This is a genomic window from Streptomyces fungicidicus, from assembly GCF_003665435.1.
Classification (GTDB): domain Bacteria; phylum Actinomycetota; class Actinomycetes; order Streptomycetales; family Streptomycetaceae; genus Streptomyces; species Streptomyces fungicidicus.
In genome coordinates, this window is record NZ_CP023407.1 from 4,244,421 (window position 1) to 4,268,679 (window position 24,259).

Genomic DNA, 24,259 nt, shown 5'->3' on the forward strand with positions numbered 1-24,259 from the left:
GCCGCGGTCCGTCATGCGCGGGGACAGGGGCCGTCGGCGGGACGCGGCAGCCGGAACAGGGCCCAGACCACCTTGCCGCTGAGCGCGCCGGCCATGGGGTGCCAGCCCCAGCCGTCGCTGAAGGACTCGACGAGGAACAGTCCCCTGCCCGACTCGGCGGAGCAGTCGTCCGGCTCGCGGGTGACCGGGCTCTCGTCGCTGGGGTCGCGCACCGCGCACACCAGCCGCTCGGTCCACCGCATCAGATGCAGCCGCACCGGCAGGTCCGGCGCGTTCGGCCGCGGGGTGCCGGCCGGCAGGCCGTGCCGCAGGGCGTTGGTGACCAGCTCCGAGACCACCAGGCACACGTCGTCGAAACGGTCGCCCAGGTCCCACTGGTCCAGTGTCCCGCGGGTGAACTGCCGGGCCTCGCGCACCGCTTCGTAGCGGGCGGGGAGGGCACAGGAGGCGGCGTCGGACGCGGCCGCGAGGTTCAGCGGCGGAAGGCCCTGCCGTAACGGCTCGAGCATGGTCGATCCATTCGTCCCCATGCGAGGCACTCCCGGGAATTCGCGGTCGTAGCGAGGCTGCGGTGGTGCGGAGACCATGGTTTCGGATGCGTACAGCAGATGCAAGGGCAGATGCACGTGCAGCTGACCGAATTCGACCCTCCCGTACTGGTTTGTTGGCCAATTTTTCCGTCCTCTTCCTGCCCTTTCCATGGCTGTCCCGTTGCCGCATCCTTGCTCTGGCTTGCCCGTTCCGTGCCCGTTCCGTGTTCCTTCTTGATCGGATTCCTCGGCTGGATTCCGTTTCCGTAACCGGACGAGTACTGCTCGAAGTGTTTTAGTGGCAGACTGCGGGCCCTGAGGACGTTGGGGAGGCTGGCGAACGTGAGCGCGGGAGAGCCGGGATCGGTGGTGCGGCGCATGCTGCTCGGATCACAACTGCGGCGACTGCGTGAGGCGCGGGGGATCACGCGGGAGGCGGCGGGCTACTCGATCCGCGCCTCCGAATCGAAGATCAGCCGGATGGAGTTGGGCCGGGTGAGCTTCAAGACCAGAGATGTCGAGGACCTGCTGACGCTGTACGGCATCACGGACGAGCAGGAGCGCACCTCGCTGCTCTCCCTCGCCAAGGAGGCCAACGTCGCGGGCTGGTGGCACAGCTACTCGGACGTGCTGCCGAGCTGGTTCCCCACCTATGTGGGTCTGGAGGGCGCCGCCTCGCTGATCCGTGCCTACGAGGTGCAGTTCGTGCACGGTCTGCTGCAGACCGAGGACTACGCCCGCGCGGTGGTGCGGCGCGGCATGAAGGGCGCGAGTGAGGAGGACGTCGAGCGGCGGGTGACGCTGCGCCTGGAGCGGCAGAAGTACCTGGTCTCGGAGAACGCCCCTGAGTTCCACGTCGTCCTGGACGAGGCGGCCCTGCGCCGGCCGTACGGCGACCGCGAGGTGATGCGCGGACAGCTCCAGCACCTCATCGAGGTCTCCGAGCGGCCCAACGTCCGGCTGCAGGTCGTGCCGTTCGGCCTCGGCGGGCACTCCGGCGAGTCGGGCGCGTTCACCGTCCTCAGCTTCCCCGAGTCCGACCTGTCGGACGTCGTGTACCTGGAGCAGCTCACCAGCGCGCTGTACCTCGACAAGGCCGAGGACGTCGCCCAGTACGAGAAGGCCCTCAAGGAGCTGCAGCACGACAGCCCGGGCCCCTCGGAGAGCCGGGACCTGCTGCGCGGCCTGCTGCAGCTGTCCTGAGGACTGTCCCCCGGAATTCCCTCAAGTCACATAAAACACAAGTACGATGACGTGCAATCAGATCGCACGGAATCGATCAGTGTTCTGCTGGTGCGGCAAGGGGATTGAGGGATCACATGTCGTCGTACTTCACCGACCTGGCTCTGCAGTACATCGACGGTGAGTGGCGCCCGGGCTCCGGCTCCTGGGACATCATCGACTTCAACCCGTACGACGACGAGAAGCTCGCGTCGATCACCATAGCCACGGTCGACGAGGTCGATCAGGCGTACCGGGCGGCCGCCCGCGCGCAGAAGGAGTGGGCGCAGACCAACCCGTACGCCCGCCGCACGGTGTTCGAGAAGGCGCTCCGGCTGGTCGAGGAGCGCGAGGAGGAGATCGCCGAGGCGATCGTCGCCGAGCTCGGCGGCACCCGCCTGAAGGCCGCCTTCGAGCTGCACCTCGCCAAGGAGTTCCTGCGCGAGGCGGTCCACCTGGCGCTGCGCCCCGAGGGCCGGATCATCCCCTCCCCGGTGGACGGCAAGGAGAACCGCGTCTACCGCGTGCCCGTCGGCGTCGTCGGCGTGATCAGCCCCTTCAACTTCCCCTTCCTGCTCTCCCTCAAGTCGGTCGCCCCCGCGCTCGCCCTCGGCAACGGCGTGGTGCTCAAGCCGCACCAGAACACGCCGATCGTGGGCGGCTCCCTGGTGGCGAAGATCTTCGAGGACGCCGGCCTGCCCGGCGGTCTGCTCAACGTCGTCATCACCGACATCGCGGAGATCGGGGACGCCTTCCTGGAGCACCCGGTCCCGAAGGTCATCTCCTTCACCGGATCGGACTCGGTCGGCCGCCACGTGGCCACCGTCTGCGCCTCCCTCTTCAAGCGCTCGATCCTCGAACTCGGCGGCAACAGCGCCCTGGTGGTCCTCGACGACGCCGACCTCGACTACGCCGTGGACGCGGCCGTGTTCAGCCGCTACGTCCACCAGGGCCAGGTCTGCATGGCCGCCAACCGCGTCCTGGTCGACCGGTCGGTCACCGACGCGTTCACCGAGAAGTTCGTCGCCAAGGTCAAGTCCCTCAAGGCCGGCGACCCGCGCGACCCCGGGACCGTCATCGGCCCGGTGATCAACTCCCGTCAGGCGGACGCCCTCTCCGGTGTCGTCGAGCAGGCGGTCGCCGAGGGCGCCACCGCCCTGGTGCGCGGCAACCGCACCAACAACCTGGTCGAGCCGTCCGTGCTGACCGGCCTGCCCGCGGACTCGGCGCTGCTGCAGGAGGAGGTCTTCGGACCCGTCGTCTTCCTCGTCCCGTTCGACGGCGAGGAGGAGGCCGTGCGCATCGTCAACGACACCCCGTACGGCCTCAGCGGCGCCGTGCACACCGGTGACGTCGAGCGCGGCGTGAACTTCGCCAAGCAGATCGACACCGGCATGTTCCACGTGAACGACGGCACCGTGCACGACGAGCCGATCGTCCCCTTCGGCGGCGAGAAGCACTCCGGGAGCGGCCGGCTGAACGGCGACACGATGCTGGACGCCTTCACCACGACCAAGTGGATCTCGGTCCAGCACGGCAGGAGCGGCTTCCCCTTCTGAGCGCCTCCAACAGTGCGGGGCCGCTCCAGTCAGCGGCCCCGCGCGGCCTACCCTGGACCGCATGTCAGTGATCCGTCTCCTGGTGCTGGGCGCGGTGCGGCAGCACGGGCGGGCCCACGGCTACCAGGTGCGCAACGACCTGGAGTACTGGGGCGCGCACGAGTGGTCCAACGCCAAGCCCGGCTCGATCTACCACGCGCTGAAGCAGATGGCCAAGCAGGGACTGCTGCACGCGCACGAGATCGCCCCGTCCACGGCCGGCGGCCCGCCGCGCACGGAGTACGAGGTCACCGAGCGGGGCACCGAGGAGTTCTTCCGGTTGCTGCGCGAGGCCCTGACCTCCTACGACCAGAAGCCGGACGTGCTCTCGGCCGGACTCGGCCTCATGGTCGACCTGGAGCGCCGGGAGGCGCTCTCCCTGCTGGAGCAGCGGATGCGTGCGATCGGTGAGTGGCGCAAGGCCGTCACCGAGTACTACACGCCCGAGGAAGGGCCCGCGCAGCTCGGCCACATCGGGGAGATCATGGACTTCTGGGTCCACTCGGCCGACACCGGCGCCGCCTGGACCCGCGGCCTCATCGAACGCATCCGGGGCGGCGCCTACACCTTCGCGGGCGAGGGCGAGCCGTTCGTCGGCGTGCTGGCCGAGGGCGAGGAGAACCCGTACGCGACGGGGGAGCGGCATCCCGGGGATCGTCACTAATCAAGTTTGACCAATGGGGGGTGCGGGTATACGGTCGCCCGAGTAGTCAAGTTTGACTAACGAGGGAGTCCCAGTGTCCGACGCGGCGATCACCGTCGAGGAAGCACGCAAGACCTACGGCGGCAGCGGCGGCAAGAACGGCAGACCCGCACTGGACGGGCTCGACCTCACGGTCGCGCGCGGCACGGTGCACGGAGTGCTCGGGCCGAACGGCGCGGGCAAGAGCACCCTGGTGAAGATCCTGGCCACCCTGCTCCACCCCGACGCGGGCCGGGTCGAGGTGGCGGGCCACGACGTCGTGCGCGAGGCCTACGCCGTACGGCTGCGCATCGGGCTGCTCGGCCAGCACGCGGCGCTCGACGAGGAACTCGGCGGCCTGCAGAACCTGGAGATGTTCGGCCGCCTGCACCACCTGGGCGCCCGGCGGGCCCGCGCGCGTGCGGAGGAACTCCTGGAGCGCTTCGCGCTCTCCGGCACCGGGCCCAAGGCCGTCAAGCAGTACAGCGGAGGCATGCGGCGCCGTCTCGACCTCGCCGCGTCCCTGATCACCGAACCCGAGGTGCTCTTCCTGGACGAACCGACCACCGGCCTCGACCCGCGCGGCCGCGCGGAGGTGTGGGACTCGGTCCGCTCCCTGGTCGGCGGCGGCACGACGGTCCTGCTCACCACCCAGTACCTGGAGGAGGCCGACCAGCTCGCCGACCGCATCTCGGTCGTGGACGCCGGCCGGGTCATCGCCGACGGCACCGCCGACGAGCTCAAGGCGGCCATCGGCGGCGACCGCATCGACGTCGTTCTGCGCGACGCCGGGCAGCTGGCCGCGGCCGTCGCCCTGCTGCCCGTGCCGGAGGACGCGGTCACCGTGGACGCCGACCGGCGGCTGCTGAGCGCCCCGGTCACCGACCGCATGGCGGCCCTCGCCGGGGTCGTCCGCGCGCTGGAGGAGGCCGGCGTCGAAGCCGAGGACATCGCCCTGCGCGGACCCACGCTCGACGAGGTGTTCCTGCACCTCACCGGGGACGACGAACGAGTGAAGGAGGCCGCGTGACCACCATGACTCACACGCTGACCGACTCCTGGACCATGACCCGCCGGGAGCTCGCGCACTGGGGGCGGCAGCCGGTGGCGGTGGTGGTGAACCTGGTCTTCCCGGTGATGCTGCTGCTGATGTTCGGCTATCTGGTCGGCGGCGGCCGGGGGGTGACCGGGGAGTACCTCGCCTTCCTGGTCCCCGGCATGCTCGCGCTCACCATGGCCTTCGGCCTGGAGGGCACGATGATCGCCGTCACCCGGGACCTCGACAAGGGAGTCATCGACCGCTTCCGCTCCATGCCGATGGCCAATGGCGCGGTCCTGGTCGGCCGTTCCGTCGCCGACATGCTCCAGTCGGCGCTCGGTCTGGGCGTGCTGCTCGCCGTCGCCGCCGCGCTGGGCTGGCGCACCGAGGGCGGCCCAGCCGGCTTCCTGGGCGCCGTGGGACTGCTCCTGCTGTTCCGGTTCGCGATGCTGTGGATCGGCATCCACCTGGCGCTGGTCGCCGGGAAGCCGGAGCTGGTGCAGGCCGTGCAGATCCTGGTCTGGCCGGTCGGCTTCCTGTCCAACGCCTTCGCCACCCCGGACTCCATGCCCGGCTGGCTGGGCACGGCCGTCCAGTGGAACCCGCTGTCCCACACCGCCACGGCCGTACGCGACCTGTTCGGCGCTCCCGGCGGGCAGCCGGACCACGTGGGGGCCGCCGTCCTGTGGCCCCTGGCCCTGCTGGCGGTGTTCCTCCCGCTGGCGGTACGGCGGTTCACGCGGCTCGGCCGGTAGCGGCGCCCGTGCCGGTGGCCGGCGGCCGCGCTCCCGGAGAAGGGGACCCGGCCGCCGCCCACCACCGGCGTCGGCGCGCCGCACACGGGCGGGGCACGCTCAGCGCGCGGACGTCCCGTCCGCCCTCAGCCGCATGAACGGGCGGCCCGTGACGAGCAGCCAGGCCGGCAGGGAGGCGACGCACAGCAGGGCGAGGATGCCGGGGGAGACGACCAGGACGGCGGCGACGAACAGACTCAGCCAGCCCTGCCGGGTGACCGCCAGCAGGACGCCCAGCACGCCCGCCGCCACGCCCACCGCCGGGTGCACCCCGGACACCAGCGCGTGCGCGCACAGCCCGAGCGCCGTGCCGACGAACACCGCCGGGAAGATCCGCCCGCCCCGGAAGCCGCAGGACGCGGCGACGAGCATCGCGGCCAGCTTCACCACCGTCATCGTGGCGAACTCGCCCGCCGACCAGCCGTCCGGATCGCGCGCCAGCTCCGCGATCTGGTCGAGCCCCTTGAACAGGGTCAGCTGCCCGCCCAGGGCCGCCAGGGCCCCCAGCACCAGCCCGCCGGCCGGAAGCATCAGCATCGGGTGCCGCAACCGTCCGAAGGCCCCGTGGACGAACGGGAACGCGTACACGACGCACATGCCGAGCACCGCGCCCACCGCGGCCACCACCACGGACGCCAGCAGGTCGCCCCAGCCGGGCTGTCCGAACGGCGGCAGATGGAGGTCGAAGCTCGGCCGCGACACCAGCGTGATGGTGAGCGCCCCTGCCGCGCCGGCGGCCAGCGGCGCGAAGACGCTGTCCCACAGCTGCCCCTTGGTCCGCTCCCCGGCCAGCGCCTCGGAGATGATCAGCGCGGCGGCGACCGGCGTGCCGAACAGCGCGCCGATCGTCCCGGCCTCCGCCAGCGCCACCCAGCCACGCTCGGGGGCACCCGGGAAGGCCCGGGTGCCCACCAGGACCGCCAGCGAGACGTTCACGGCGATGATCGGGTTCTCGGGTCCCAGACTGGGTCCGCCGGCCAGCATGAGCGCGGTCGCCAGCAGCAGTCCGGGCAGCACGGTGGGCGGCAGCACGGGTGCGTCGAGTCCGGTGCTCGCCGGATCGGGGCCCGCGTGGCCCGGGACCTTCCACACCACCAGCCCGACCGCGACCCCGGTGGCGAAGAGCATCACGAACATCCACGGCACGGAGTACCTGCCGACGCCGAGCGCGTCCGGCAGGTTCTGCCAGAGCACGTACTGCAGCTGCTCGGCCGCCGTGCTGACCCCCACCAGGATCAGGCTCGCCACCATGCCCACGAGCAGCGCGGGGACGAGGGTCGGCAGCAGGGTGCGTGCCGTGGCGGCGGGGGATGCCTGTTCTGCGCTGTCCTGGGCCACGCGCACACGATAAGGGGGCAAAGGCGGCAAACCCGGAAGCGGCTTGCACCTCACGCGGCGTGAGGACCCACGCTGGAGCGCGTACCGAGAAGGGAGCGGAAGTGAGCTACTCCGTGGGACAGGTGACCGGATTCGCCGGTGTCACCGTGCGCACCCTGCACCACTACGACGACATCGGCCTGCTCGTCCCGAGCGGGCGCAGCCACGCGGGACACCGGCGCTACAGCGACGCCGACCTCGACCGGCTGCAGCAGATCCTGTTCTACCGCGAGCTCGGCTTCCCGCTCGACGAGGTCGCCGTCCTGCTCGACGACCCGGACGCGGACCCGCGCGCGCACCTGCGCCGGCAGCACGAACTGCTGACCGCCCGGATCGAGAAGCTGAGGAAGATGGCGGCGGCCGTGGAGCACGCCATGGAGGCACGCAAGATGGGGATCGATCTGACGCCCGAGGAGAGGTTCGAGGTGTTCGGGGACAAGGACCCCGAGCAGTACGCCGAGGAGGCGGAGGAACGCTGGGGCGGCACCGAGGCGTACGCCGAGTCGCAGCGCCGCGCGGCGAGCTACACCAAGGAGGACTGGAAGCGCGTCCAGGCAGAGGTCGACGACTGGCAGGAGCGGTACACCGCCCTGGTGGCCGCCGGAGGGCAGCCGTCCGGCGAGGCGGCCATGGACCTGGCCGAGGAGCACCGGCAGCACGTCAGCAAGTGGTACTTCGAGGTGCCGTACGAGATGCACACGTGCTTCGCGGAGATGTACGTCTCCGACGAGCGCTTCAAGGCGTACTACGACTCCATGAGGCCCGGTCTCGCCGAGCACCTCAGGGAGGCGATCCTCGCCAACGCCGCGCGGCACACCGCCTGAGCGTCGTGGCCCGGCTCACATCCGGGCCACGACCTGCGGGTTGCCTCCCGCACCACGGCTCACAGCTTTCTCCGGGGCGGGTCACAGGGCATCCTGGGTACCCCCGCGGAACCCGGGCCACGTCGGCTGCGTTCATAATTTGGGCAGCCAGCCCCCCACCCCGACCCCCAGCTGCAGGAGCCACATCCCCGTGACCACGCTTGCGCTCGGCCCTGAGTGGCTGAGCCCGGACTACCTCATCGAGACCTTCAGCCTGCCCGGCATCCTGCTGATCGTCTTCGCGGAGTCCGGACTCTTCGCGTTCCTGCCCGGTGACTCCCTGCTGTTCACGGCGGGTCTCTTCGTGGCCGAGGGCACCTACATCAGCCAGCCGCTGTGGCTGGTGTGCACGCTGATCGTGCTGGCCGCCGTGATAGGCGATCAAGTCGGTTACATGATCGGCAAGTTCTTCGGGCCCAAGCTGTTCAGCCGGCCGAACTCCAAGCTCTTCAAACAGGAGAACCTGGAGAAGGCCCACGAGTTCATGGAGAAGTACGGCCCGAAGGCGATCGTCCTCGCGCGCTTCGTCCCGATCGTGCGCACGTTCGCGCCGATCGTGGCCGGCGCCGGCCGGATGAAGTACCGCACCTTCCTCACGTACAACGTCATCGGCGGTGTCGCCTGGGGCTGCGGTGTCACCCTCGCGGGCTACTGGCTCGGGCAGATCGAGCTCATCAAGACCAACATCGAGCCGATCCTCATCCTGATCGTCCTCATCTCCGTGGTGCCGATCATCATCGAGTACCTGCGCGAGCGCGGGAAGAAGAAGCGCGCCGCCGCCGAGGCCCCGGCCACCGCCCCGCAGGCCCCGGTCATGGACGACGCCACGACCCAGCTGCGCCGCATCACCCCGACCGGCCCCCAGCAGCACTACGGCAACCAGGGCTACCCCCAGCAGCCCCAGCAGCACTACGGCAACCAGGGTTACCCCCAGCAGCCGCAGCAGCCCCAGCAGCCGTACGGCAACCAGGGCTATCCGCAGCAGCCCCAGCAGCCGTACGGCGACGAGCACTACAACCCCCAGCAGCCGTACAACCGCGGCCACTGAAACCCCCCAGGGGCGCGGGGAACTGCGCGAAAGGCCCCCGCGCCCCACCGCCGGACGGCACCCGCGTCAGAAGCCCCGCGTCCGCTTGGCGGCCCGCCGCTTCTCCGCGGAGCCGATCCGCAGGAAGAGCCGGGAGATCTCCGACCCGAGGTTCACCCCGATCGCGATGGCCATGGCCAGTGCCACGGCCTTCGTGAGGGACGTCAGACCCGAGTCGATCTCGCTCTGGGCGATGCCCAGCAGTCCGAAGTACGTGGCGGAACCGGGCAGCAGCGGCCCGATCGCCGCCGTGGTGTACGGCAGCGCGGAGGCGAACCGGTACCGGGCCATCAGCTGCCCGAACAGGCCCACCACGCCCGCCGCCACGGCCGTGGACGCCACCGGCGAGATCTCGCCCGTGTAGTGCATCGCCCCGTACACCACCCAGGCCACGCCGCCGTTCAGGGTCACCATCAGCACGGTGGACCGCTCCTGCTGGAGCAGCACGGCGAAGGCCAGCGACAGCGCCAGTGACGCGGCGATCTGGAGCAGCGGCTGCGGCTTGCCGCCGAGCGCCGCGTCCGGGACCAGGTTGGCGCCCAGCTGAACGCCGAAGTACAGCACCGTGAGCACCCCGGCCACGATGCCCACGAAGAAGTACAGGACCTCCAGCAGACGCGCGGACGCGGTGATGTAGAAGCCGGTCAGACCGTCCTGCACGCCCGCCACCAGGGCCCGCCCCGGCAGCAGCGCGAACAGCCCACCGGTGATCACCGCGGACGCCTTCACGTCCGCGTGCGCCAGCGTCAGCGCCACCCCGATCGCGGCCGGCGGCATCGCGGCCGCCGTGAACTGGTAGAACTCCGGCAGCCCGCGTCCCGCGCACAGCCAGGCCAGCCGGTCGCCGAGCATCGCGCCGATCGCGGCGGCGACGAACACCAGTGCGCCACCGCCGACCAGCACCGAGGCCGCTCCCGCGAGCAGCCCGCTCGCCGCGGTCAGCGTCCAGCCGGAGTACGGATGCCGGTTGCGGCGGATCTCCGCCAGCCGCCGGTAGGCCTCCTCCAGCGAGACATGGGTCTCGACGTCGCTGAGGTCGTCCACCAGCTGGTAGACCGCCGCCAGCCGGGTGTAGTCGGGGCTGCGGCGGCGCACCGTACGGGAGGCCGACACCGGGTCGTCGACCAGGGACGGCTGGTAGGAGATCGCCAGCAGGGTGAAGGTGACGTTGGGCTCGCAGCGGTCCAGGCCGTAGGAGCGGCACACGGCGAACATCGCCGCCTCCACGTCCTCGGCGCCCTCACCGCCGGCCAGCAGCAGCTCCCCGATACGCAGCGTCAGGTCCAGCACGCGGGGCACGGCCGGCCCCGTCTCGTCGTGCCGGTGCGGCGCCTCCGGTGCCGGCCGCTCGGTCACCGGCATGCGCAGCATCGCGCGCATCCGGTCCTGCCACGGCACGTCCTGGGCCAGCCGGACCAGCGGTATGCCGCTCGCGGGAGTGAACGCCGCCGCATGTTTCGCGTTGTACGTCCTCGGCGTGCTGAACGCCGACCCCTCCCCGTCGGCCGGCGGCGGCGGGGCCACGTCCAGGCCGTCCGGGACGGCGAACTCGGACGTCGTCTCGGACTCCGAGCCGGTCTTCGGGACGGCCAGCCCGCGCGGTACGGCGAACTCGGACGTCGTCGACGAATCGGGCTCGGCCGGCGCCGCTACAGCCGCCGGAGGCGTGTACGCGCTCCTCGCCTCGTCCGAATCCGGTTTGCGGTCCTCCGCGTCCTTCACCTGCTCCGCTCTCCCTGTACGACACCGTCCGGGCGACGTCCGTAAGCCTGCCCCCTACCGCCTCAGTATGCGCACGGACAGCAGAACGGGCCGCACGCCCACGCGTACGGCCCGTTCCGCGTTCCGCGGCGGGAGGGGCTCAGTGGCCGCCCGTCTCCTTGAAACGCTTGTAGGACCGCTCGATCTCCGCCTCGGCGTCCACCCGGCCGACCCAGTTGGCGCCCTCGACCGACTTGCCCGGCTCCAGGTCCTTGTAGACCTCGAAGAAGTGCTGGATCTCCAGGCGGTCGAACTCCGACACGTGGTGGATGTCGCGCAGGTGCTCCACCCGCGGGTCCGTCGACGGGACGCACAGCAGCTTGTCGTCGCCGCCGGCCTCGTCCGTCATCCGGAACATGCCGATCGCGCGGCAGCGGATCAGACAGCCCGGGAACGTCGGCTCGTCCAGGATGACCAGCGCGTCCAGCGGGTCGCCGTCCTCGCCGAGGGTGTTCTCGACGAAGCCGTAGTCGGTCGGGTAGGCGGTCGAGGTGAAGAGCCGACGGTCCAGGCGGATCCGACCCGTCTCGTGGTCCACCTCGTACTTGTTCCGCGAACCCTTCGGGATCTCGATCGTGACGTCGAACTCCACCGGACGCTCCTCCATGATCAGCACATAGTTCTGGTGGTTAAGTGTCCCTCACGCAGGTGTGTGATCGCGAAAGGGGCTGGTGGTCGTGCCAGAGCGGAGGCCTTGGCGGGCCGCGGGACCGCACGTCGTGCGGATCGCGGACGCCGTCCGGCCGCGTCTCGCCCGGGCCGCGGAGACCGTACGGCCGCGTCTGGCGCGCGTCGCCGCGGCCCTCGGGCCACGGTTCGGGCGGCCGGACCGGCCCGGATCACCGCAGGTCCCGCGCGTCGCGCGGCCGAGGACCTGGCAGTTCACCGCGACCGCCGCCACCGCCGGTCTGGCGCTGGCCGCGGGAGTGGTGACCGCCGCCGGTCCCTGGGACTCCTCGGGTCAGCGTACGGCCGAGCGGGACCGGGCCGTGGCCCTCGGCGCCGCGCGTGGCACAGATCACGGCGGCGCCCGCGCCAACGCCGGCACTCCGCCCCGCGGACCGCGGGCCGCCCCGCCTGCCGCCTCCGTGCTCACCGGCCTCGGCGGCACCGCCACCACCGTGAAGTCCGCGCCCGGCGGCACCGCCCTGGCCACCGTCCTCGACCCGCTGCTGAAGAACCCCGCGCTCGGCGACCGCTCCGCCGCCGTGGTCGACGTCGCCACCGGCACCCGGCTCTACGGCACCGGCCCGGGCACCGGGAAAGCCCTCACCCCGGCCTCCACCACGAAGATCGCCACCGCCGTCGCCGCGCTCTCCGCCATGGGCGCCGACCACCGCCTCACCACCCGGACGGTGTACGAACCCGACACCGAGGAGGTCGTCCTGGTCGGCGGCGGCGACCCCACCCTCACCGCGCGCAAGGACAAGGACGCCGCGGGAGGGCCGGCGAGCCTGCGCGAGCTCGCGGACCGGACCGCCGCCGCGCTGGCCAGGAAGGGCGTGCGCGAGGTGACGCTGTCGTACGACACGACCCTCTACAAGGGCGGCACGATCCACCCGATCGGGGTCAACCCGAACCTCGCCGCGGTCACCCCGCTGATGGCCGACGAGGGCCGCACCGACGGCTCCTCCAGCGGGCCGGCCGCGCGGGTCGCCGACCCGGCGGCGGACGCCGCGCGGAAGTTCGGCGACCTCCTCAAGGAACACGGCATCAAGACCACGCCCCCCGGCCCCTCGAAGGCCACCACCCGCGCCTCGACCCTGGCCACGGTCTCCTCGCCCCCGCTCTCCGCCCTCGTCGAGCGGATGCTGACCCACAGCGACAACGACCTCGCCGAGTCCCTCGCCCGGCACACCGCGCTCGCCACCGGCAGGCCCGCCGACTTCGCCGGCGCCGGCGAGGCGATCACCGCCCGGCTGAAGCAGCTCGGCCTCCCCGTGAAGGGGGTCGACGTCAAGGACGGCAGCGGCCTCGACCGGCGCGACAGGCTCACCGCCGACCTGCTCACCGCGCTGCTCGTCAAGGCCGGCGACCCGGCCCACCCCGAGCTGCGGTCCGCCCTGACGGGGCTGCCCGTCGCGGGCTTCACCGGCACCCTGGCCGGCCGCTACGGTGACGGCGCGGCCGGCGTCGTACGCGCCAAGACCGGCACGCTCACCGGCGTGAACACCCTGGCGGGCACCGTCGTCGACAAGGACGGACGCCTGCTGGCCTTCGCCTTCCTGGCGAACGCCACCACCGACCCCGCGGCCGCCCAGTCCGCGTTGGACAAGGCCGCCACAGCCCTGGCCACCTGCGGCTGCCGGTGACCCCGGCAGGGGCGCGGGGAACCGCGCGAGGGGGCCCGGGGGCTTCGCCCCGTCACCTCGCCGCCCTGCCCCCAACCGGCCCACTCACGTACCGTTGACGCATGACGAGCATCGGTGGTGCCGCTTCTTCCGGGATGGTCGACTGGAACCTCGCGGTCGCGACCGCGACCCGCCTCATGCGACCGGGCCCCGACGTGAGCCGCGACGAGGCCCGTGCCGTCGTCGCGGAACTGCGCCGGCACGCGAAGGCCTCGGAGGAACACGTCCGGGGCTTCACCCGTCTGGGCACCGAGGAGACCCACGACACCCCCGTCCTCGTCGTCGACCGCCCCGGCTGGGTCCGGGCCAACGTCGCCGGCTTCCGCGAACTGCTCAAACCACTCCTCGACAAGATGCAGGAGCGGCGCGGCACCGGCCCCGGCAACGCGGTCCTCGGCGCCGTCGGCGGCAAGGTCACCGGCGTCGAACTCGGGATGCTGCTCTCCTTCCTGGCCTCCCGCGTCCTCGGCCAGTACGAGACCTTCGCCCCCGCCACCCGCGACCTCCCGGCCGGCGCGAACGGCGCCGGGCGGCTGCTGCTCGTCGCCCCCAACATCGTCCACGTGGAGCGCGAACTCGACGTGGAACCGCACGACTTCCGGCTGTGGGTGACCCTCCACGAGGAGACGCACCGCACCCAGTTCACCGCCGTGCCCTGGCTGCGGGACCACCTGGAGGGCGAGATCCAGTCGTTCCTCGAGGAGACCGACGTCGACCCCATGACCGTCCTGGAACGCATCCGCGAGGCCGCGCAGTCGCTGGCCGGCGGGCGTCCCGAGGGCGAGGAGGGCGACGAGGGACGCTCCCTGGTCGAGGTCGTGCAGACCCCCGCGCAGCGGGAGATCCTCGGCCGGCTCACCGCCGTGATGTCGCTGCTGGAGGGGCACGCCGACTTCGTCATGGACGGCGTCGGCCCCGCGGTCGTGCCGAGCGTCTCCGAGATCCGCGAGAAGTTCCAGCAGCGCCGCGCCAAGGGCGCCTCCCGCCTGGACATGGCCCTGCGCAAGCTGCTCGGCCTGGACGCCAAGCTCCGCCAGTACCGCGACGGCGAACGTTTCGTGCGGGCCGTCGTCGAGGAGGTCGGCATGGACGGCTTCAACCGCGTCTGGACCTCGCCCAACACCCTCCCCACCAAGGCCGAGATCGCCAAACCTGCGGACTGGATCACACGGGTGCACCGCAAACCGGAAGCCTGAGCCCCGCGCCCCGTCATGCGCCGCGCACGGCCGACGGCAGACGGACGCCCCTCCAATCACCCGTCCGAGGGACCGTGAGTCCGGAGTAGGCGTGCAATGCTCGGGGAACGGCCCGGTTCTGTCACCATCTACACACTCTGAGTGACCGATCTCGGGCTCACCCCCCGAAAACTTCATGAAGGGAACCGGACATGGGTCCCCATCCTGCGGTCGCGGCGATACGCCTGGCGGTCCGCCGCGTCCTGACCGACATCCGCGACGGCCAAGGCCGGACACCGGGCCGCCCCCCGCACGAGCAGCCCCCCTCGCCGCTCGTGCTCGTGGCGTGTTCCGGCGGCGCCGACTCCATGGCGCTCGCCTCCGCCCTCGCCTTCGAAGCCCCCCGCCTCGGCGTCCGCGCCGGCGGCGTCACCGTCGACCACGGCCTCCAGGCCGGCTCCGACCTGCGCGCCGCCGAGGTCGTCCTGCGCCTGACCGAACTCGGCCTCGAACCCGCCGAGTCCGTCGCCGTCACCGTCGGCCGCGACGGCGGCCCCGAGGCCGCCGCCCGGGACGCCCGCTACGCCGCCCTGGACGCCGTCGCCGAGCGGCACGGCGCCTGCGCCGTCCTGCTCGGCCACACCCGCGACGACCAGGCCGAGACCGTCCTCCTCGGCCTCGCCCGCGGCTCCGGCATCCGCTCCCTGTCCGGAATGGCCGCGGTCTCGGGGGCCGACGGCCGTTACCGGCGCCCCTTCCTCCAGGTCGACCGGCAGACGGCCCGCAAGGCCTGCATGGCCCAGTCCCTGCCCGTCTGGGACGACCCGCACAACACGGACCCCGCCTACACCCGCTCCCGGCTCCGCCACGAGGGCCTGCCCGCCCTGGAGAAGGCCCTCGGCAAGGGCGTCGTCGAGGCCCTCGCCCGTACGGCCCAGCTCTCCCGTGACGATGCCGACGCCCTCGACGCGTGGGCCGGCCGGGCCGAGGCCGGCGTCCGCGACGCCGACGGCCGCCTGGAGTGCGCCAAGCTGTACGAACTGCCGCCCGCCGTGCGCCGCCGAGTGCTGCGCCGCGCCGCCATCGAGGCCGGCGCGCCGGCCGGTTCGCTGTTCGCCCGCCACATCGAGGAGGTGGACCGGCTGATCACCGGCTGGCGCGGCCAGGGGGCCATCAATCTCCCCGGCCGGGTCGTCGCCCGCCGGCAGGGTGGCAGACTGGTGATTCGGCAGGGCTGAATCCGGACCCCACCGACCCGTACGAGTCGCGGGGCGGACCGGACCGGCCGGTGGGACGACCGAAAGTGATGCGGGTGGACGCGAACGACATGGGTGCCGACCTCGAGAAGGTGCTCATCACCAAGGAAGAGATCGACGCCAAGCTGGTGGAGCTGGCAGCGAAGATCGACGCGGAGTACGCGGGCAAGGACCTGCTGATCGTCGGCGTGCTCAAGGGCGCGGTGATGGTGATGGCGGACCTCGCCCGGGCGCTGTCCACCCCCGTCACGATGGACTGGATGGCCGTGTCCTCGTACGGGGCGGGCACGCAGTCCTCCGGTGTGGTGCGGATCCTCAAGGACCTCGACACCGACATCAAGGGCCGGCACGTCCTCATCGTCGAGGACATCATCGACTCCGGACTGACACTCTCCTGGCTGATCTCCAACCTCGGCTCGCGCGAGCCCGCCTCCCTCAAGGTGTGCACGCTGCTGCGCAAGCCCGAGGCCGCCAAGGTCGCCATCGACGTGGAATGGGTCGGTTTCGACATTCCCAACGAGTTCGTCGTCGGCTACGGCCTGGACTACGCCGAGAAGTACCGCAACCTCCCGTTCGTCGGTACGCTCGCGCCCCACGTCTACGGCGGCTGAGCCCCGGCGCCCGGCCCGCCGTACGTGATCGGGAACCCCGGCGGGCTCCGCGGCGTTGGAGCATGCGTGGACGCGATTGCCGGCCGTCCTCCGCAGCGTCGGGGGACGAAGCTGGGGTACCGTCCGAAGAACAGCCTTTATCAAACTCACTATGGCAGGAGGGACGGGGCGGCACCGCTCCGTATGGATGGACGTGAAGCGATACTTCCGTGGGCCGGTCATGTGGATCGTGCTGGCCGTCCTTGCCGTGGTCGTGTTGATGCAGGTCGTCGGCTCGTCCGGCGGCTACAAGACGGTGGACACCGGCCAGGTCGTCCAGGCGATCAATGAGAACAAGGTCGACTCGGCCAAGCTGACCACCGGCGACGAACAGACCATCAAGGTCGAACTCAAGGACGGCCAGAAGGTCGAGGGCAGCTCGAAGATCCAGGCGAGCTACATCGGCGATCAGGGCGTCACGATTGCCAGCACGCTGCAGGACAAGTTCCAGAACAAGCAGATCCCCGACGGCTACACGGTGTCGCCGTCGAAGCAGAACCCGTTCGTGAGCATCCTGCTGTCGCTGCTGCCGTTCGTCCTCATCGTGGTCGTCTTCCTGTTCCTGATGAACCAGATGCAGGGCGGCGGCTCCCGGGTCATGAACTTCGGGAAGTCCAAGGCGAAGCTCATCACCAAGGACACCCCGAAGACGACGTTCGCCGACGTCGCCGGTTCCGACGAGGCGGTGGAGGAGCTCCACGAGATCAAGGAGTTCCTGCAGGAGCCGGCGAAGTTCCAGGCCGTCGGGGCGAAGATCCCCAAGGGCGTCCTGCTCTACGGCCCGCCCGGTACCGGCAAGACCCTGCTCGCGCGTGCCGTGGCGGGCGAGGCCGGTGTGCCGTTCTACTCGATCTCCGGTTCCGACTTCGTCGAGATGTTCGTCGGTGTCGGCGCCTCCCGGGTCCGTGACCTGTTCGAGCAGGCCAAGGCGAACGCCCCCGCCATCGTCTTCGTCGACGAGATCGACGCGGTCGGCCGCCACCGCGGCGCCGGCCTCGGCGGTGGTCACGACGAGCGCGAGCAGACCCTGAACCAGCTCCTCGTCGAGATGGACGGCTTCGACGTCAAGGGCGGCGTGATCCTCATCGCCGCGACGAACCGGCCCGACATCCTCGACCCGGCCCTTCTGCGCCCCGGCCGCTTCGACCGCCAGATCGCGGTCGACCGCCCGGACATGCAGGGCCGGCTGGAGATCCTCAAGGTGCACCAGAAGGGCAAGCCGGTCGCCCCGGACGTCGACCTCTCGGCCGTCGCCCGCCGCACCCCCGGCATGACCGGTGCCGACCTGGCCAACGTGCTGAACGAGGCCGCGCTGCTGACCGCGCGCAGCGATCAGAAGCTGATCGACAACCACATGCTGGACGAGGCGATCGACCGTGTGGTCGCGGGCCCGCAGAAGCGGACCCGGATCATGTCGGACAAGGAGAAGAAGATCACCGCGTACCACGAGGGCGGACATGCCCTGGTCGCGGCGGCCTCACCGAACTCCGATCCGGTCCACAAGATCACCATCCTGTCCAGAGGCCGTGCCCTCGGCTACACCATGGTGCTGCCGGACGAGGACAAGTACTCCACCACGCGCAACGAGATGCTGGACCAGCTCGCGTACATGCTGGGCGGCCGCGCGGCCGAGGAGCTCGTCTTCCACGACCCCACCACCGGTGCGGCCAACGACATCGAGAAGGCCACCGGACTGGCCCGCGCGATGGTCACCCAGTACGGCATGACCGAGCGGCTCGGCGCCATCAAGTTCGGCGGCGACAACACCGAGCCCTTCCTCGGCCGTGAGATGGCCCACCAGCGCGACTACTCGGAAGAGGTCGCCGCGCTGGTCGACGAAGAGGTCAAGAAGCTCATCGAGACCGCGCACAACGAGGCGTGGGAGATCCTGGTCGAGAACCGCGACGTCCTCGACAACCTGGTCCTGGCCCTCCTGGAGCGGGAGACGCTGGGCAAGGAGGAGATCGCCGAGGTCTTCGCGCCGATCGTCAAGCGCCCGCCCCGGCCCGCCTGGACCGGCTCCTCGCGCCGTACGCCGTCCACCCGTCCGCCGGTCCTCTCCCCCAAGGAGCTGGCCCTGACGAACGGGGCGAACGGAGCGACGCCGGCCATCAGCACCGCCAAGAGCACCACGGCGGAGCCCGCCCCGGCGCCCGAGCGGACCCCGGAGGAACGCCCCGAGAGCTGACCCGAGGCTCCCGGTGGCCCCACCGGGCCCGGAATGGATGCCGCGCCCCCCTGGTTCTAGCCTGGGGGGCGCGGCGTTTGTGTATACCCGCAGTTGAGACGCGTGCCCCTCACGCGTGAGGACACAGGAACGAGGCACCTCTGATGACCGACCCCGTGACGCTGGACGGCGTGACCCCGATCGGCGAGTTCGACGAGAAGCGGGCACGGAACGCCGTACGCGAGCTGCTGATCGCGGTCGGCGAGGACCCGGACCGCGAGGGCCTGCTGGAGACCCCGGCGCGGGTGGCGCGGGCGTACCGGGAGATATTCGCGGGGCTGTGGCAGAAGCCCGAGGACGTGCTGACGACGACGTTCGACCTCGGTCACGACGAGATGGTGCTGGTCAAGGACATCGAGGTGTACTCGACCTGTGAGCACCACCTGGTGCCGTTCCGCGGCGTCGCGCACGTCGGGTACATCCCGGCCACCAGCGGCAAGATCACCGGCCTGTCGAAGCTGGCCCGGCTGGTGGACGTCTACGCCCGCCGCCCGCAGGTGCAGGAACGACTCACCACGCAGATCGCGGACTCCCTGATGGAGATCCTGGAGCCGCGCGGGGTGATCGTGGTGGTGGAGTGCGAGCACATGTGCATGTCGATGCGGGGGATCCGCAAGCCCGGCGCGAAGACGCTCACCTCGGCGGTGCGCGGTCAGCTGCGGGACGCGGCGACCCGCAACGAGGCGATGAGCCTGATCATGGCGCGCTGACGGCCGCTCACGCCGCCGGGGCCGCGCCCTGGCCGTTGTTGTCGTCGTCCTCCGGGAGCTTGCAGACGCGCTCCAGGAAGATGGCCGCCGCTATGACGCCGAGGGCGGCCAGCACCGAGAAGCCGGCGTAGATGGCCTGGTCGCGGCGGGCGGGGATGTCCAGGAACTCCAGCAGGAAGACGCCCGTGCCGCCGTACATCCCGGCGACGAGGGCGGCGACCAGGGCGCTGGCCTGCCCGAACACGACCGCCCGGGCCGCCATCAGCGGGTCGACGCCCTTGGCGTCGGGCTGCCGCTCGCGCTGGGCCTTGAGACGGGCGCGGATCGAGAGCGCGGTGGCCGCGAGGACCACCGCGATCAGCGCCAGCACGATGGGCGCGGCCACCGGCACGCTCGGCAGGGAGCCCACGGAGTTCCAGAGGCGGGCGCCGGCCCAGGACAGGATCCCGGCCACGACGAAGACGCCGGCCAGCACCCTGATGCGCAGCTCTTTCACGGTGTCCCTTCGCGTTCCCCGGACGGTGCCCCGGAATGTGGTCGTGTCGACCTTAACGGCTACTCGGGCAGCCGGAGTTCCAGGTCCTGGCGGGGCGTGACGCCTTCGCGGGTGACCGTGCCGAGGAGATCGGCGACGGGGCCGTGGCCGGGCAGCTCCGCCTGCGGGTCCACGTCGTGCCAGGGGGCGAGCACGAAGGCGCGCTCGTGGGCGCGCGGGTGGGGGAGCGTGAGCTGCGGGTCGTCGGAGTGGAGTTCCGCGTAGGAGACGATGTCCACGTCCAGGGTGCGCGGGCCCCAGCGCTCGTCGCGGACCCGGTGGAAGGCCTCCTCGACCGCGTGCGCCCGCTCCAGCAGGGAGGACGGCGGCAGGGTGGTCTTCAGGACCGCGACCGCGTTGAAGTACGAGGGCTGGCTGCCGGGCTCGACGCCCCACGGCTCCGTCTCGTACACCGGGGAGACCGCCTTGACCCGGATGCCCGGGGTGTCCTCCAGGGCGTCGACGGCCCCCTGGAGGGTCTCCAGGCGGTTGCCCAGGTTGGCGCCGAGGGAGACGACGGCCCGCTTCGGGTTCTGCAGGGTGGTGTCGGCGGCGTCGACCCGCTCGACCACGGAGGCGGGGACGGGCTGGACCGTCGGGTCGGTGTGGCCCTGGTGGGACGGCCTGGTCATACGCGGCTCCGGGTGATGGTGACGGTCACGTCGTCGAAGGGCACGGTGATCGGCGCGTCGGGCTTGTGGACGCACACCTCGACCTCCCGCACCATGTCGTGCTTCAGACAGACCTGGGCGATGTGCTCGGCGAGCGTCTCGATGAGATTGACGGGCTCGCCCCGCACGACGGCCACGACCTCCTCCGCGACGATCCCGTAGTGCACGGTCTTCGTCAGGTCGTCGTCCGCCGCGGCCGGCCGGGTGTCCAGGCCGAGGACGAGGTCCACGATGAAGGTCTGGCCCTCCTCGCGCTCCTTCGGGAACACCCCGTGATGCCCACGGGCCTTCAGGCCGCGCAGCGCGACACGATCCACGCGAATCACTCCTGCAGTCGTCGGTCCGGCCGGTCGGTGCCTGCGGATGGCGCACCGGCCTGCCTGTGAATCTACCCGCGCGCACCGACAGGGCCGGTGGCCCGGGGGTGCGGGAACGGTCCGGCGGCCGGAGGTTTCACCGTCCGTTTCCCCGGCGGAGGCCGGGCACTGCCCGCCCCGCGGTGTTCCGTGCGGGGGCGGGCAGTGGTCCCGGGTTCCTGGGTTCCGTCTACCCGCTCAGGCCGGAGCGCCGCCGTCCGTCTCGTCCTCGTCGTCCTCCTCCTCGGCGAGGACGGGGGAGGCGTGGTGGGCCCAGAGCTTCCAGCCCTCCGCGGTCCGCCGGAACACGTTGGTCGCCACGACGAGCTGGCCGACCAGCGGTCCCAGCTCCTCGCCGGCCCTGGGTGCGGGGCCGCCGCTGAGGATGTTCTCCGTGCAGGTCACCAGGGCGGTGTCGCCGGTGACCGAGACATGCGTGTCGGTCAGGAAGAACTGGATGTAGTCGGTGTTCGCCATGATCAGGGCGTACGACCTGAGGACCTCGCCGCGTCCGGTGAGCACCGGCCAGCCGGGGTGCACGCAGGAGACCACACCGCTGTCCGCGGGGTCGTGGTACGTCTCGTCGATGCCGAGGTCGCCCGGGGTGAGCCAGAGCGAGGCGACCTCTTCGAAGTCGCCCCTTTCGAGTGCCTCGTAGAAGGCGGTGTTGGCGGCCTCGACCTGCTCGACATCGGTGTGGGGTGCGCTCACCGGGCTCCTTCTGCGCCGTGCGCGCCGGGTACGGGGGGTGTCGGGTCGGCCGTGCGGGCCTGCTCTATCGCGCGGGTCACGCGTACGGCGTCCGCGGTCGCGCGCACCTCGTGCACGCGGACCGCCCAGGCGCCCGCGCGGGCGGCGAGCGCGGAGACGGCGGCGGTGGCGGCGTCGCGCTCCCGCGCGGGCGGGGGCGCGCCGTCCGGGCCGGCCAGGACACGGCCGAGGAACCGCTTGCGGGAGGCGGCGACGAGCACCGGGTGGCCGAGGTCCAGGACGCGGTCGAGACGGGCGAGGAGCGCCAGGTCGTGGTCGGCGCCCTTGGAGAAGCCGAGGCCGGGGTCGACGATCACCTTGTCGGCGGCGATGCCGCCCTCGAGGACGGCCTCCACGCGCGCCCGCAGTTCGTCGGCGACCTCCGACACCACGTCGGCGTAGACGCCCTGGATGGTGCCGCCCTCCAGGAAGCCGCGCCAGTGCATGACGACGAAGGGGGCGCCGGCGGCGGCGACCGCGGGGATCATGGCGGGGTCGGCGAGTCCGCCGCTCACGTCGTTGACCAGGGCGGCGCCGGCCGCGAGGGACTGTTCCGCGACGGAGGCGCGCATGGTGTCGACGGAGACGGTGACGCCCTCGGCGGCGAGGCCGCGCACCACGGGGATGACGCGCCTGAGCTCCTCGGCCTCGTCGACGCGGGTGGCGCCGGGCCGGGTGGACTCGCCGCCGACGTCGATCAGGTCGGCGCCCTGGGCGACCAGGTCGAGGCCGCGCTTGACGGCGGTCGTCGTGTCGAACCAGCGGCCGCCGTCGGAGAAGGAGTCCGGGGTGACGTTCACGACCCCCATGACCGCGCAGCGGTCCCAGTGAGGAAGGCCCGCGACCTGGCGGCGTCCGCTGTGGTTGCTCATATCTTCAGCGTAGGCCCAGGCACTGGCCGGGGTACGCCTCGGCCCCGGCGGCGCGCGCACCGGCCGCACGCGGCCAAGCCGGTGCGCGGGAGAGCGGCGGAACGCGAAAGGCGACCCGGGCCGGAGAACGCGCCCAGGAAAAGGATCTTGGTAATTGGTCAATACGTCTATTCACGTATGGCGCGAGTTCCCTGATGCCCTGTGAAAGCCCCGGCGTGGCTTTGTTTTTACGGGGCGGGGCACCATCATTCGCCTACGCGCGGTAAGTTTCTGGCCATGCCACGTGGACGTCACCGTCATTCCCCGCCCCTGCACAGGATGCTGCCCCCGTCGGCGATCGCAGGCGTCTCCGTCGTCTGCGCCCTGGGGCCCTGGGTGTTCACACAACCGATGGTGCTTCGTGTCCTGGCCGGGGCCGCCGCGGTCACGGCGGTCGTCGGTGCCGTCGTCATGCGGAACTGGGACGCCCAGGCGGGTAAGCGCGTCGCCGAACTCACGCGCGCGCGTGCGAGCGACGAGTGGCGTTTCGAGGAGCGGGTCGCCGAACTGGAGTCGGACCTCGAGGAATCGCGCGAACTGCGGGCGAAGCTGGAGCAGCGGCTGCGCGCCAAGCGCGGCGAACTCGCCGGGCTGCGCAACGAACACGCGGCCCTGCTGCGGCGGTACGCCGCGTCGGAGGTCGACCGGGCGAGCGTTCTGGAGGAACGCCGGGTACTCGAGATAGAGGCCGCGGTTCCGGCCCGCGCGCTGCCGGCGGGGCCGTCGGCGGAGCCGGGCGACGGGGCGGCCGGGGCGGCCGGGGAGTCCGTCGAGGCGGTCGCGGAGGAGGAGCCGGCAGCTCCCTCCGTCTTCTCGCCGGAGGGCTCGGAGCTGTTCCTGCGGGCCGGCGCGGCGCTGGCGCGGCTCGCCGGTGACGCCGATGCCGACGCCGATGCCGATGTGGATGTCGACGCGGACGCCGACGCCACGGAGGACGAGGCCGTCGCCTCCGCGGCGGCCGACGAGACGTCCGGGCCGGCCGGCGACGCCGCCCCCGCCCGGCCCGGTGACACGCCGGGGGCCGAGGGCTCCCCGGCGGACGACGGGGCCCCCGGGGGCCCCGAGGACGACGGTCCCGAACCCACGAAGAGGCCCGGGCGGGAGCAGGCGCAGGAGGACGAGGCCGAGGGGCGGTCCGAGGCGGTCGGCGAGCACGAGCGTACGACCGCCGCCCCCGCGCCGGCCGCTTCTCCCGACCGGCCCGCACGGCAGCCCTCCGGGCACTTCACCGTGCCGACGGCGGTGGCGGTCGTCCCGCCGAAGGCGCCGGTGCGGCGGCCGGTGTCCGACGGCGGCTTCGACTTCTTCGGGACGAAGAAGGACGCGGAGGGCACTGCCCTGGACTCCGTGCAGAACGAGGACCTGGCCGACGTCGTCGGCCAGGAGGCGCTCGCGCTGCACAAGGCGGAGGCCGAGGCGCGCTTCAAGCCCGCCGACGAGCAGGCGCGCGGCATCGGCCAGGTCATCGACCTGACGGCGCACGACGAGACGGAACACATCGACGTCCAGGGCCTGCGCAGCGCGGCGTCCTGACCCCCGCACACCCCGACGGGCCCCGCGCACCGCGCGGGGCCCGTCGCCGTTCGCCCCCACGGCCAACCGGCCTCCACGTCCCGGGCAACTGCCCCTGCGAGGGCCGACAAGCGCCCGCACGGCGCCCGTCCCGCGTGCCCTGAGCCGCCCGGTGCTCCTGCGTCCCGTGGGGCGCGTGCGGC

23 protein-coding genes are annotated in these 24,259 nt (G+C 71.7%); 14 read left to right on the forward strand and 9 right to left on the reverse strand.

The window, feature by feature from the left end; genetic code table 11:
• Positions 1-11: 11 nt before the first annotated feature.
• Complete coding sequence (locus CNQ36_RS19425; protein WP_106429047.1) at positions 12-530, reverse strand: ATP-binding protein; 519 nt, start codon at positions 528-530, stop codon at positions 12-14.
• Positions 531-908: 378 nt separating this feature from the next.
• Between CNQ36_RS19425 and CNQ36_RS19435 the strand changes: the two genes are divergently transcribed.
• The 5 genes from CNQ36_RS19435 to CNQ36_RS19455 all read left to right on the forward strand — a co-directional run bounded on the left by CNQ36_RS19435 (position 909) and on the right by CNQ36_RS19455 (position 5,825).
• Positions 909-1,733, forward strand: a complete 825-nt coding sequence (locus CNQ36_RS19435; protein ID WP_004928152.1) for a helix-turn-helix domain-containing protein — start codon at positions 909-911, stop codon at positions 1,731-1,733.
• A gap of 116 nt (positions 1,734-1,849) precedes the next feature.
• Positions 1,850-3,310 carry an aldehyde dehydrogenase family protein gene (locus CNQ36_RS19440; RefSeq protein ID WP_121546931.1) on the forward strand — a complete coding sequence of 487 codons (1,461 nt, stop codon included), beginning with the start codon at positions 1,850-1,852 and terminating at the stop codon, positions 3,308-3,310.
• A 61-nt stretch (positions 3,311-3,371) separates the two neighbouring features.
• Positions 3,372-4,013: a PadR family transcriptional regulator gene (locus tag CNQ36_RS19445; RefSeq protein ID WP_121546932.1), complete on the forward strand. Its 642-nt coding sequence runs from the start codon at positions 3,372-3,374 to the stop codon at positions 4,011-4,013.
• A gap of 73 nt (positions 4,014-4,086) precedes the next feature.
• On the forward strand, positions 4,087-5,061 hold the full coding sequence (locus CNQ36_RS19450) for an ATP-binding cassette domain-containing protein (RefSeq protein ID WP_163013303.1): 975 nt from the start codon (positions 4,087-4,089) through the stop codon (positions 5,059-5,061).
• A gap of 5 nt (positions 5,062-5,066) precedes the next feature.
• Positions 5,067-5,825, forward strand: coding sequence for an ABC transporter permease (locus CNQ36_RS19455; protein ID WP_121548522.1), 759 nt, complete (start codon positions 5,067-5,069; stop codon positions 5,823-5,825).
• Positions 5,826-5,924: 99 nt separating this feature from the next.
• Here CNQ36_RS19455 and CNQ36_RS19460 read toward each other — a convergent pair whose 3' ends face one another.
• Positions 5,925-7,202, reverse strand: coding sequence for an ion channel protein (locus tag CNQ36_RS19460; protein ID WP_121546934.1), 1,278 nt, complete (start codon positions 7,200-7,202; stop codon positions 5,925-5,927).
• A 101-nt stretch (positions 7,203-7,303) separates the two neighbouring features.
• Here CNQ36_RS19460 and CNQ36_RS19465 point away from each other — a divergent pair, with 101 nt between their 5' ends.
• Together CNQ36_RS19465 and CNQ36_RS19470 are read left to right on the forward strand one after the other, a co-directional pair.
• Positions 7,304-8,065: a MerR family transcriptional regulator gene (locus CNQ36_RS19465; protein ID WP_121546935.1), complete on the forward strand. Its 762-nt coding sequence runs from the start codon at positions 7,304-7,306 to the stop codon at positions 8,063-8,065.
• Positions 8,066-8,255: 190 nt separating this feature from the next.
• Complete coding sequence (locus tag CNQ36_RS19470; protein WP_121546936.1) at positions 8,256-9,152, forward strand: DedA family protein; 897 nt, start codon at positions 8,256-8,258, stop codon at positions 9,150-9,152.
• Positions 9,153-9,218: 66 nt separating this feature from the next.
• Here the strand turns inward: CNQ36_RS19470 and CNQ36_RS19475 are convergent, their stop codons facing one another.
• Entirely contained in the window at positions 9,219-10,913 is a 1,695-nt protein-coding gene (locus CNQ36_RS19475) for a threonine/serine exporter family protein (RefSeq protein WP_121546937.1), read from the reverse strand.
• A 139-nt stretch (positions 10,914-11,052) separates the two neighbouring features.
• Positions 11,053-11,544, reverse strand: coding sequence for an inorganic diphosphatase (locus CNQ36_RS19480; RefSeq protein ID WP_030828087.1), 492 nt, complete (start codon positions 11,542-11,544; stop codon positions 11,053-11,055).
• 79 nt (positions 11,545-11,623) lie between these two features.
• Here CNQ36_RS19480 and dacB point away from each other — a divergent pair, with 79 nt between their 5' ends.
• From dacB to folE, 6 genes are all read left to right on the forward strand, one after another.
• Positions 11,624-13,264, forward strand: a complete 1,641-nt coding sequence (gene dacB, locus CNQ36_RS19485; RefSeq protein WP_121546938.1) for a D-alanyl-D-alanine carboxypeptidase/D-alanyl-D-alanine endopeptidase — start codon at positions 11,624-11,626, stop codon at positions 13,262-13,264.
• A gap of 101 nt (positions 13,265-13,365) precedes the next feature.
• Positions 13,366-14,499: a zinc-dependent metalloprotease gene (locus tag CNQ36_RS19490; RefSeq protein ID WP_004928124.1), complete on the forward strand. Its 1,134-nt coding sequence runs from the start codon at positions 13,366-13,368 to the stop codon at positions 14,497-14,499.
• Between the two features lie 191 nt (positions 14,500-14,690).
• Complete coding sequence (tilS, locus tag CNQ36_RS19495; RefSeq protein WP_121546939.1) at positions 14,691-15,716, forward strand: tRNA lysidine(34) synthetase TilS; 1,026 nt, start codon at positions 14,691-14,693, stop codon at positions 15,714-15,716.
• Positions 15,717-15,784: 68 nt separating this feature from the next.
• Positions 15,785-16,345, forward strand: a complete 561-nt coding sequence (hpt, locus tag CNQ36_RS19500) for a hypoxanthine phosphoribosyltransferase (protein ID WP_037723004.1) — start codon at positions 15,785-15,787, stop codon at positions 16,343-16,345.
• 187 nt (positions 16,346-16,532) lie between these two features.
• Positions 16,533-18,572, forward strand: a complete 2,040-nt coding sequence (gene ftsH / locus CNQ36_RS19505) for an ATP-dependent zinc metalloprotease FtsH (RefSeq protein ID WP_040906502.1) — start codon at positions 16,533-16,535, stop codon at positions 18,570-18,572.
• Positions 18,573-18,715: 143 nt separating this feature from the next.
• Positions 18,716-19,321 (forward strand): GTP cyclohydrolase I FolE, encoded by a 606-nt coding sequence (folE, locus tag CNQ36_RS19510; RefSeq protein WP_004928113.1) that lies wholly within the window; start codon positions 18,716-18,718, stop codon positions 19,319-19,321.
• A gap of 7 nt (positions 19,322-19,328) precedes the next feature.
• On the opposite strand, the gene CNQ36_RS19515 is transcribed toward folE, so the two are convergent.
• The 5 genes from CNQ36_RS19515 to folP all read right to left on the reverse strand — a co-directional run bounded on the left by CNQ36_RS19515 (position 19,329) and on the right by folP (position 22,505).
• Positions 19,329-19,817 carry a DUF3180 domain-containing protein gene (locus CNQ36_RS19515; RefSeq protein WP_004928110.1) on the reverse strand — a complete coding sequence of 163 codons (489 nt, stop codon included), beginning with the start codon at positions 19,815-19,817 and terminating at the stop codon, positions 19,329-19,331.
• Positions 19,818-19,876: 59 nt separating this feature from the next.
• Positions 19,877-20,488, reverse strand: a complete 612-nt coding sequence (gene folK / locus CNQ36_RS19520; protein ID WP_004928107.1) for a 2-amino-4-hydroxy-6-hydroxymethyldihydropteridine diphosphokinase — start codon at positions 20,486-20,488, stop codon at positions 19,877-19,879.
• On the reverse strand, positions 20,485-20,844 hold the full coding sequence (folB, locus tag CNQ36_RS19525) for a dihydroneopterin aldolase (RefSeq protein ID WP_040906501.1): 360 nt from the start codon (positions 20,842-20,844) through the stop codon (positions 20,485-20,487). Before folB ends, folK begins: the two co-directional genes overlap by 4 nt.
• Before the next feature lie 237 nt (positions 20,845-21,081).
• Positions 21,082-21,594 carry a nuclear transport factor 2 family protein gene (locus tag CNQ36_RS19530; protein WP_121546940.1) on the reverse strand — a complete coding sequence of 171 codons (513 nt, stop codon included), beginning with the start codon at positions 21,592-21,594 and terminating at the stop codon, positions 21,082-21,084.
• On the reverse strand, positions 21,591-22,505 hold the full coding sequence (gene folP, locus CNQ36_RS19535) for a dihydropteroate synthase (protein ID WP_121546941.1): 915 nt from the start codon (positions 22,503-22,505) through the stop codon (positions 21,591-21,593). The genes CNQ36_RS19530 and folP overlap by 4 nt, the downstream gene beginning before the upstream one ends.
• A gap of 318 nt (positions 22,506-22,823) precedes the next feature.
• Between folP and CNQ36_RS19540 the strand changes: the two genes are divergently transcribed.
• Entirely contained in the window at positions 22,824-24,077 is a 1,254-nt protein-coding gene (locus tag CNQ36_RS19540) for a hypothetical protein (RefSeq protein WP_121546942.1), read from the forward strand.
• The last annotated feature ends 182 nt before the right edge of the window (positions 24,078-24,259 follow it).

Bases quoted from the DNA above. Each gene is read 5' to 3' on its own strand.
- CNQ36_RS19425 (WP_106429047.1), bottom strand. From the start codon at position 530: ATGGGGACGAATGGATCGACCATGCTCGAGCCGTTACGGCAGGGCCTT.
- CNQ36_RS19435 (WP_004928152.1), top strand. From the start codon at position 909: ATGCTGCTCGGATCACAACTGCGGCGACTGCGTGAGGCGCGGGGGATC.
- CNQ36_RS19440 (WP_121546931.1), top strand. From the start codon at position 1,850: ATGTCGTCGTACTTCACCGACCTGGCTCTGCAGTACATCGACGGTGAG.
- CNQ36_RS19445 (WP_121546932.1), top strand. From the start codon at position 3,372: ATGTCAGTGATCCGTCTCCTGGTGCTGGGCGCGGTGCGGCAGCACGGG.
- CNQ36_RS19455 (WP_121548522.1), top strand. From the start codon at position 5,067: ATGACTCACACGCTGACCGACTCCTGGACCATGACCCGCCGGGAGCTC.
- CNQ36_RS19490 (WP_004928124.1), top strand. From the start codon at position 13,366: ATGACGAGCATCGGTGGTGCCGCTTCTTCCGGGATGGTCGACTGGAAC.
- tilS (WP_121546939.1), top strand. From the start codon at position 14,691: ATGGGTCCCCATCCTGCGGTCGCGGCGATACGCCTGGCGGTCCGCCGC.
- hpt (WP_037723004.1), top strand. From the start codon at position 15,785: ATGCGGGTGGACGCGAACGACATGGGTGCCGACCTCGAGAAGGTGCTC.
- ftsH (WP_040906502.1), top strand. From the start codon at position 16,533: ATGGACGTGAAGCGATACTTCCGTGGGCCGGTCATGTGGATCGTGCTG.
- folE (WP_004928113.1), top strand. From the start codon at position 18,716: ATGACCGACCCCGTGACGCTGGACGGCGTGACCCCGATCGGCGAGTTC.
- folK (WP_004928107.1), bottom strand. From the start codon at position 20,488: ATGACCAGGCCGTCCCACCAGGGCCACACCGACCCGACGGTCCAGCCC.
- folP (WP_121546941.1), bottom strand. From the start codon at position 22,505: ATGAGCAACCACAGCGGACGCCGCCAGGTCGCGGGCCTTCCTCACTGG.
- CNQ36_RS19540 (WP_121546942.1), top strand. From the start codon at position 22,824: ATGCTGCCCCCGTCGGCGATCGCAGGCGTCTCCGTCGTCTGCGCCCTG.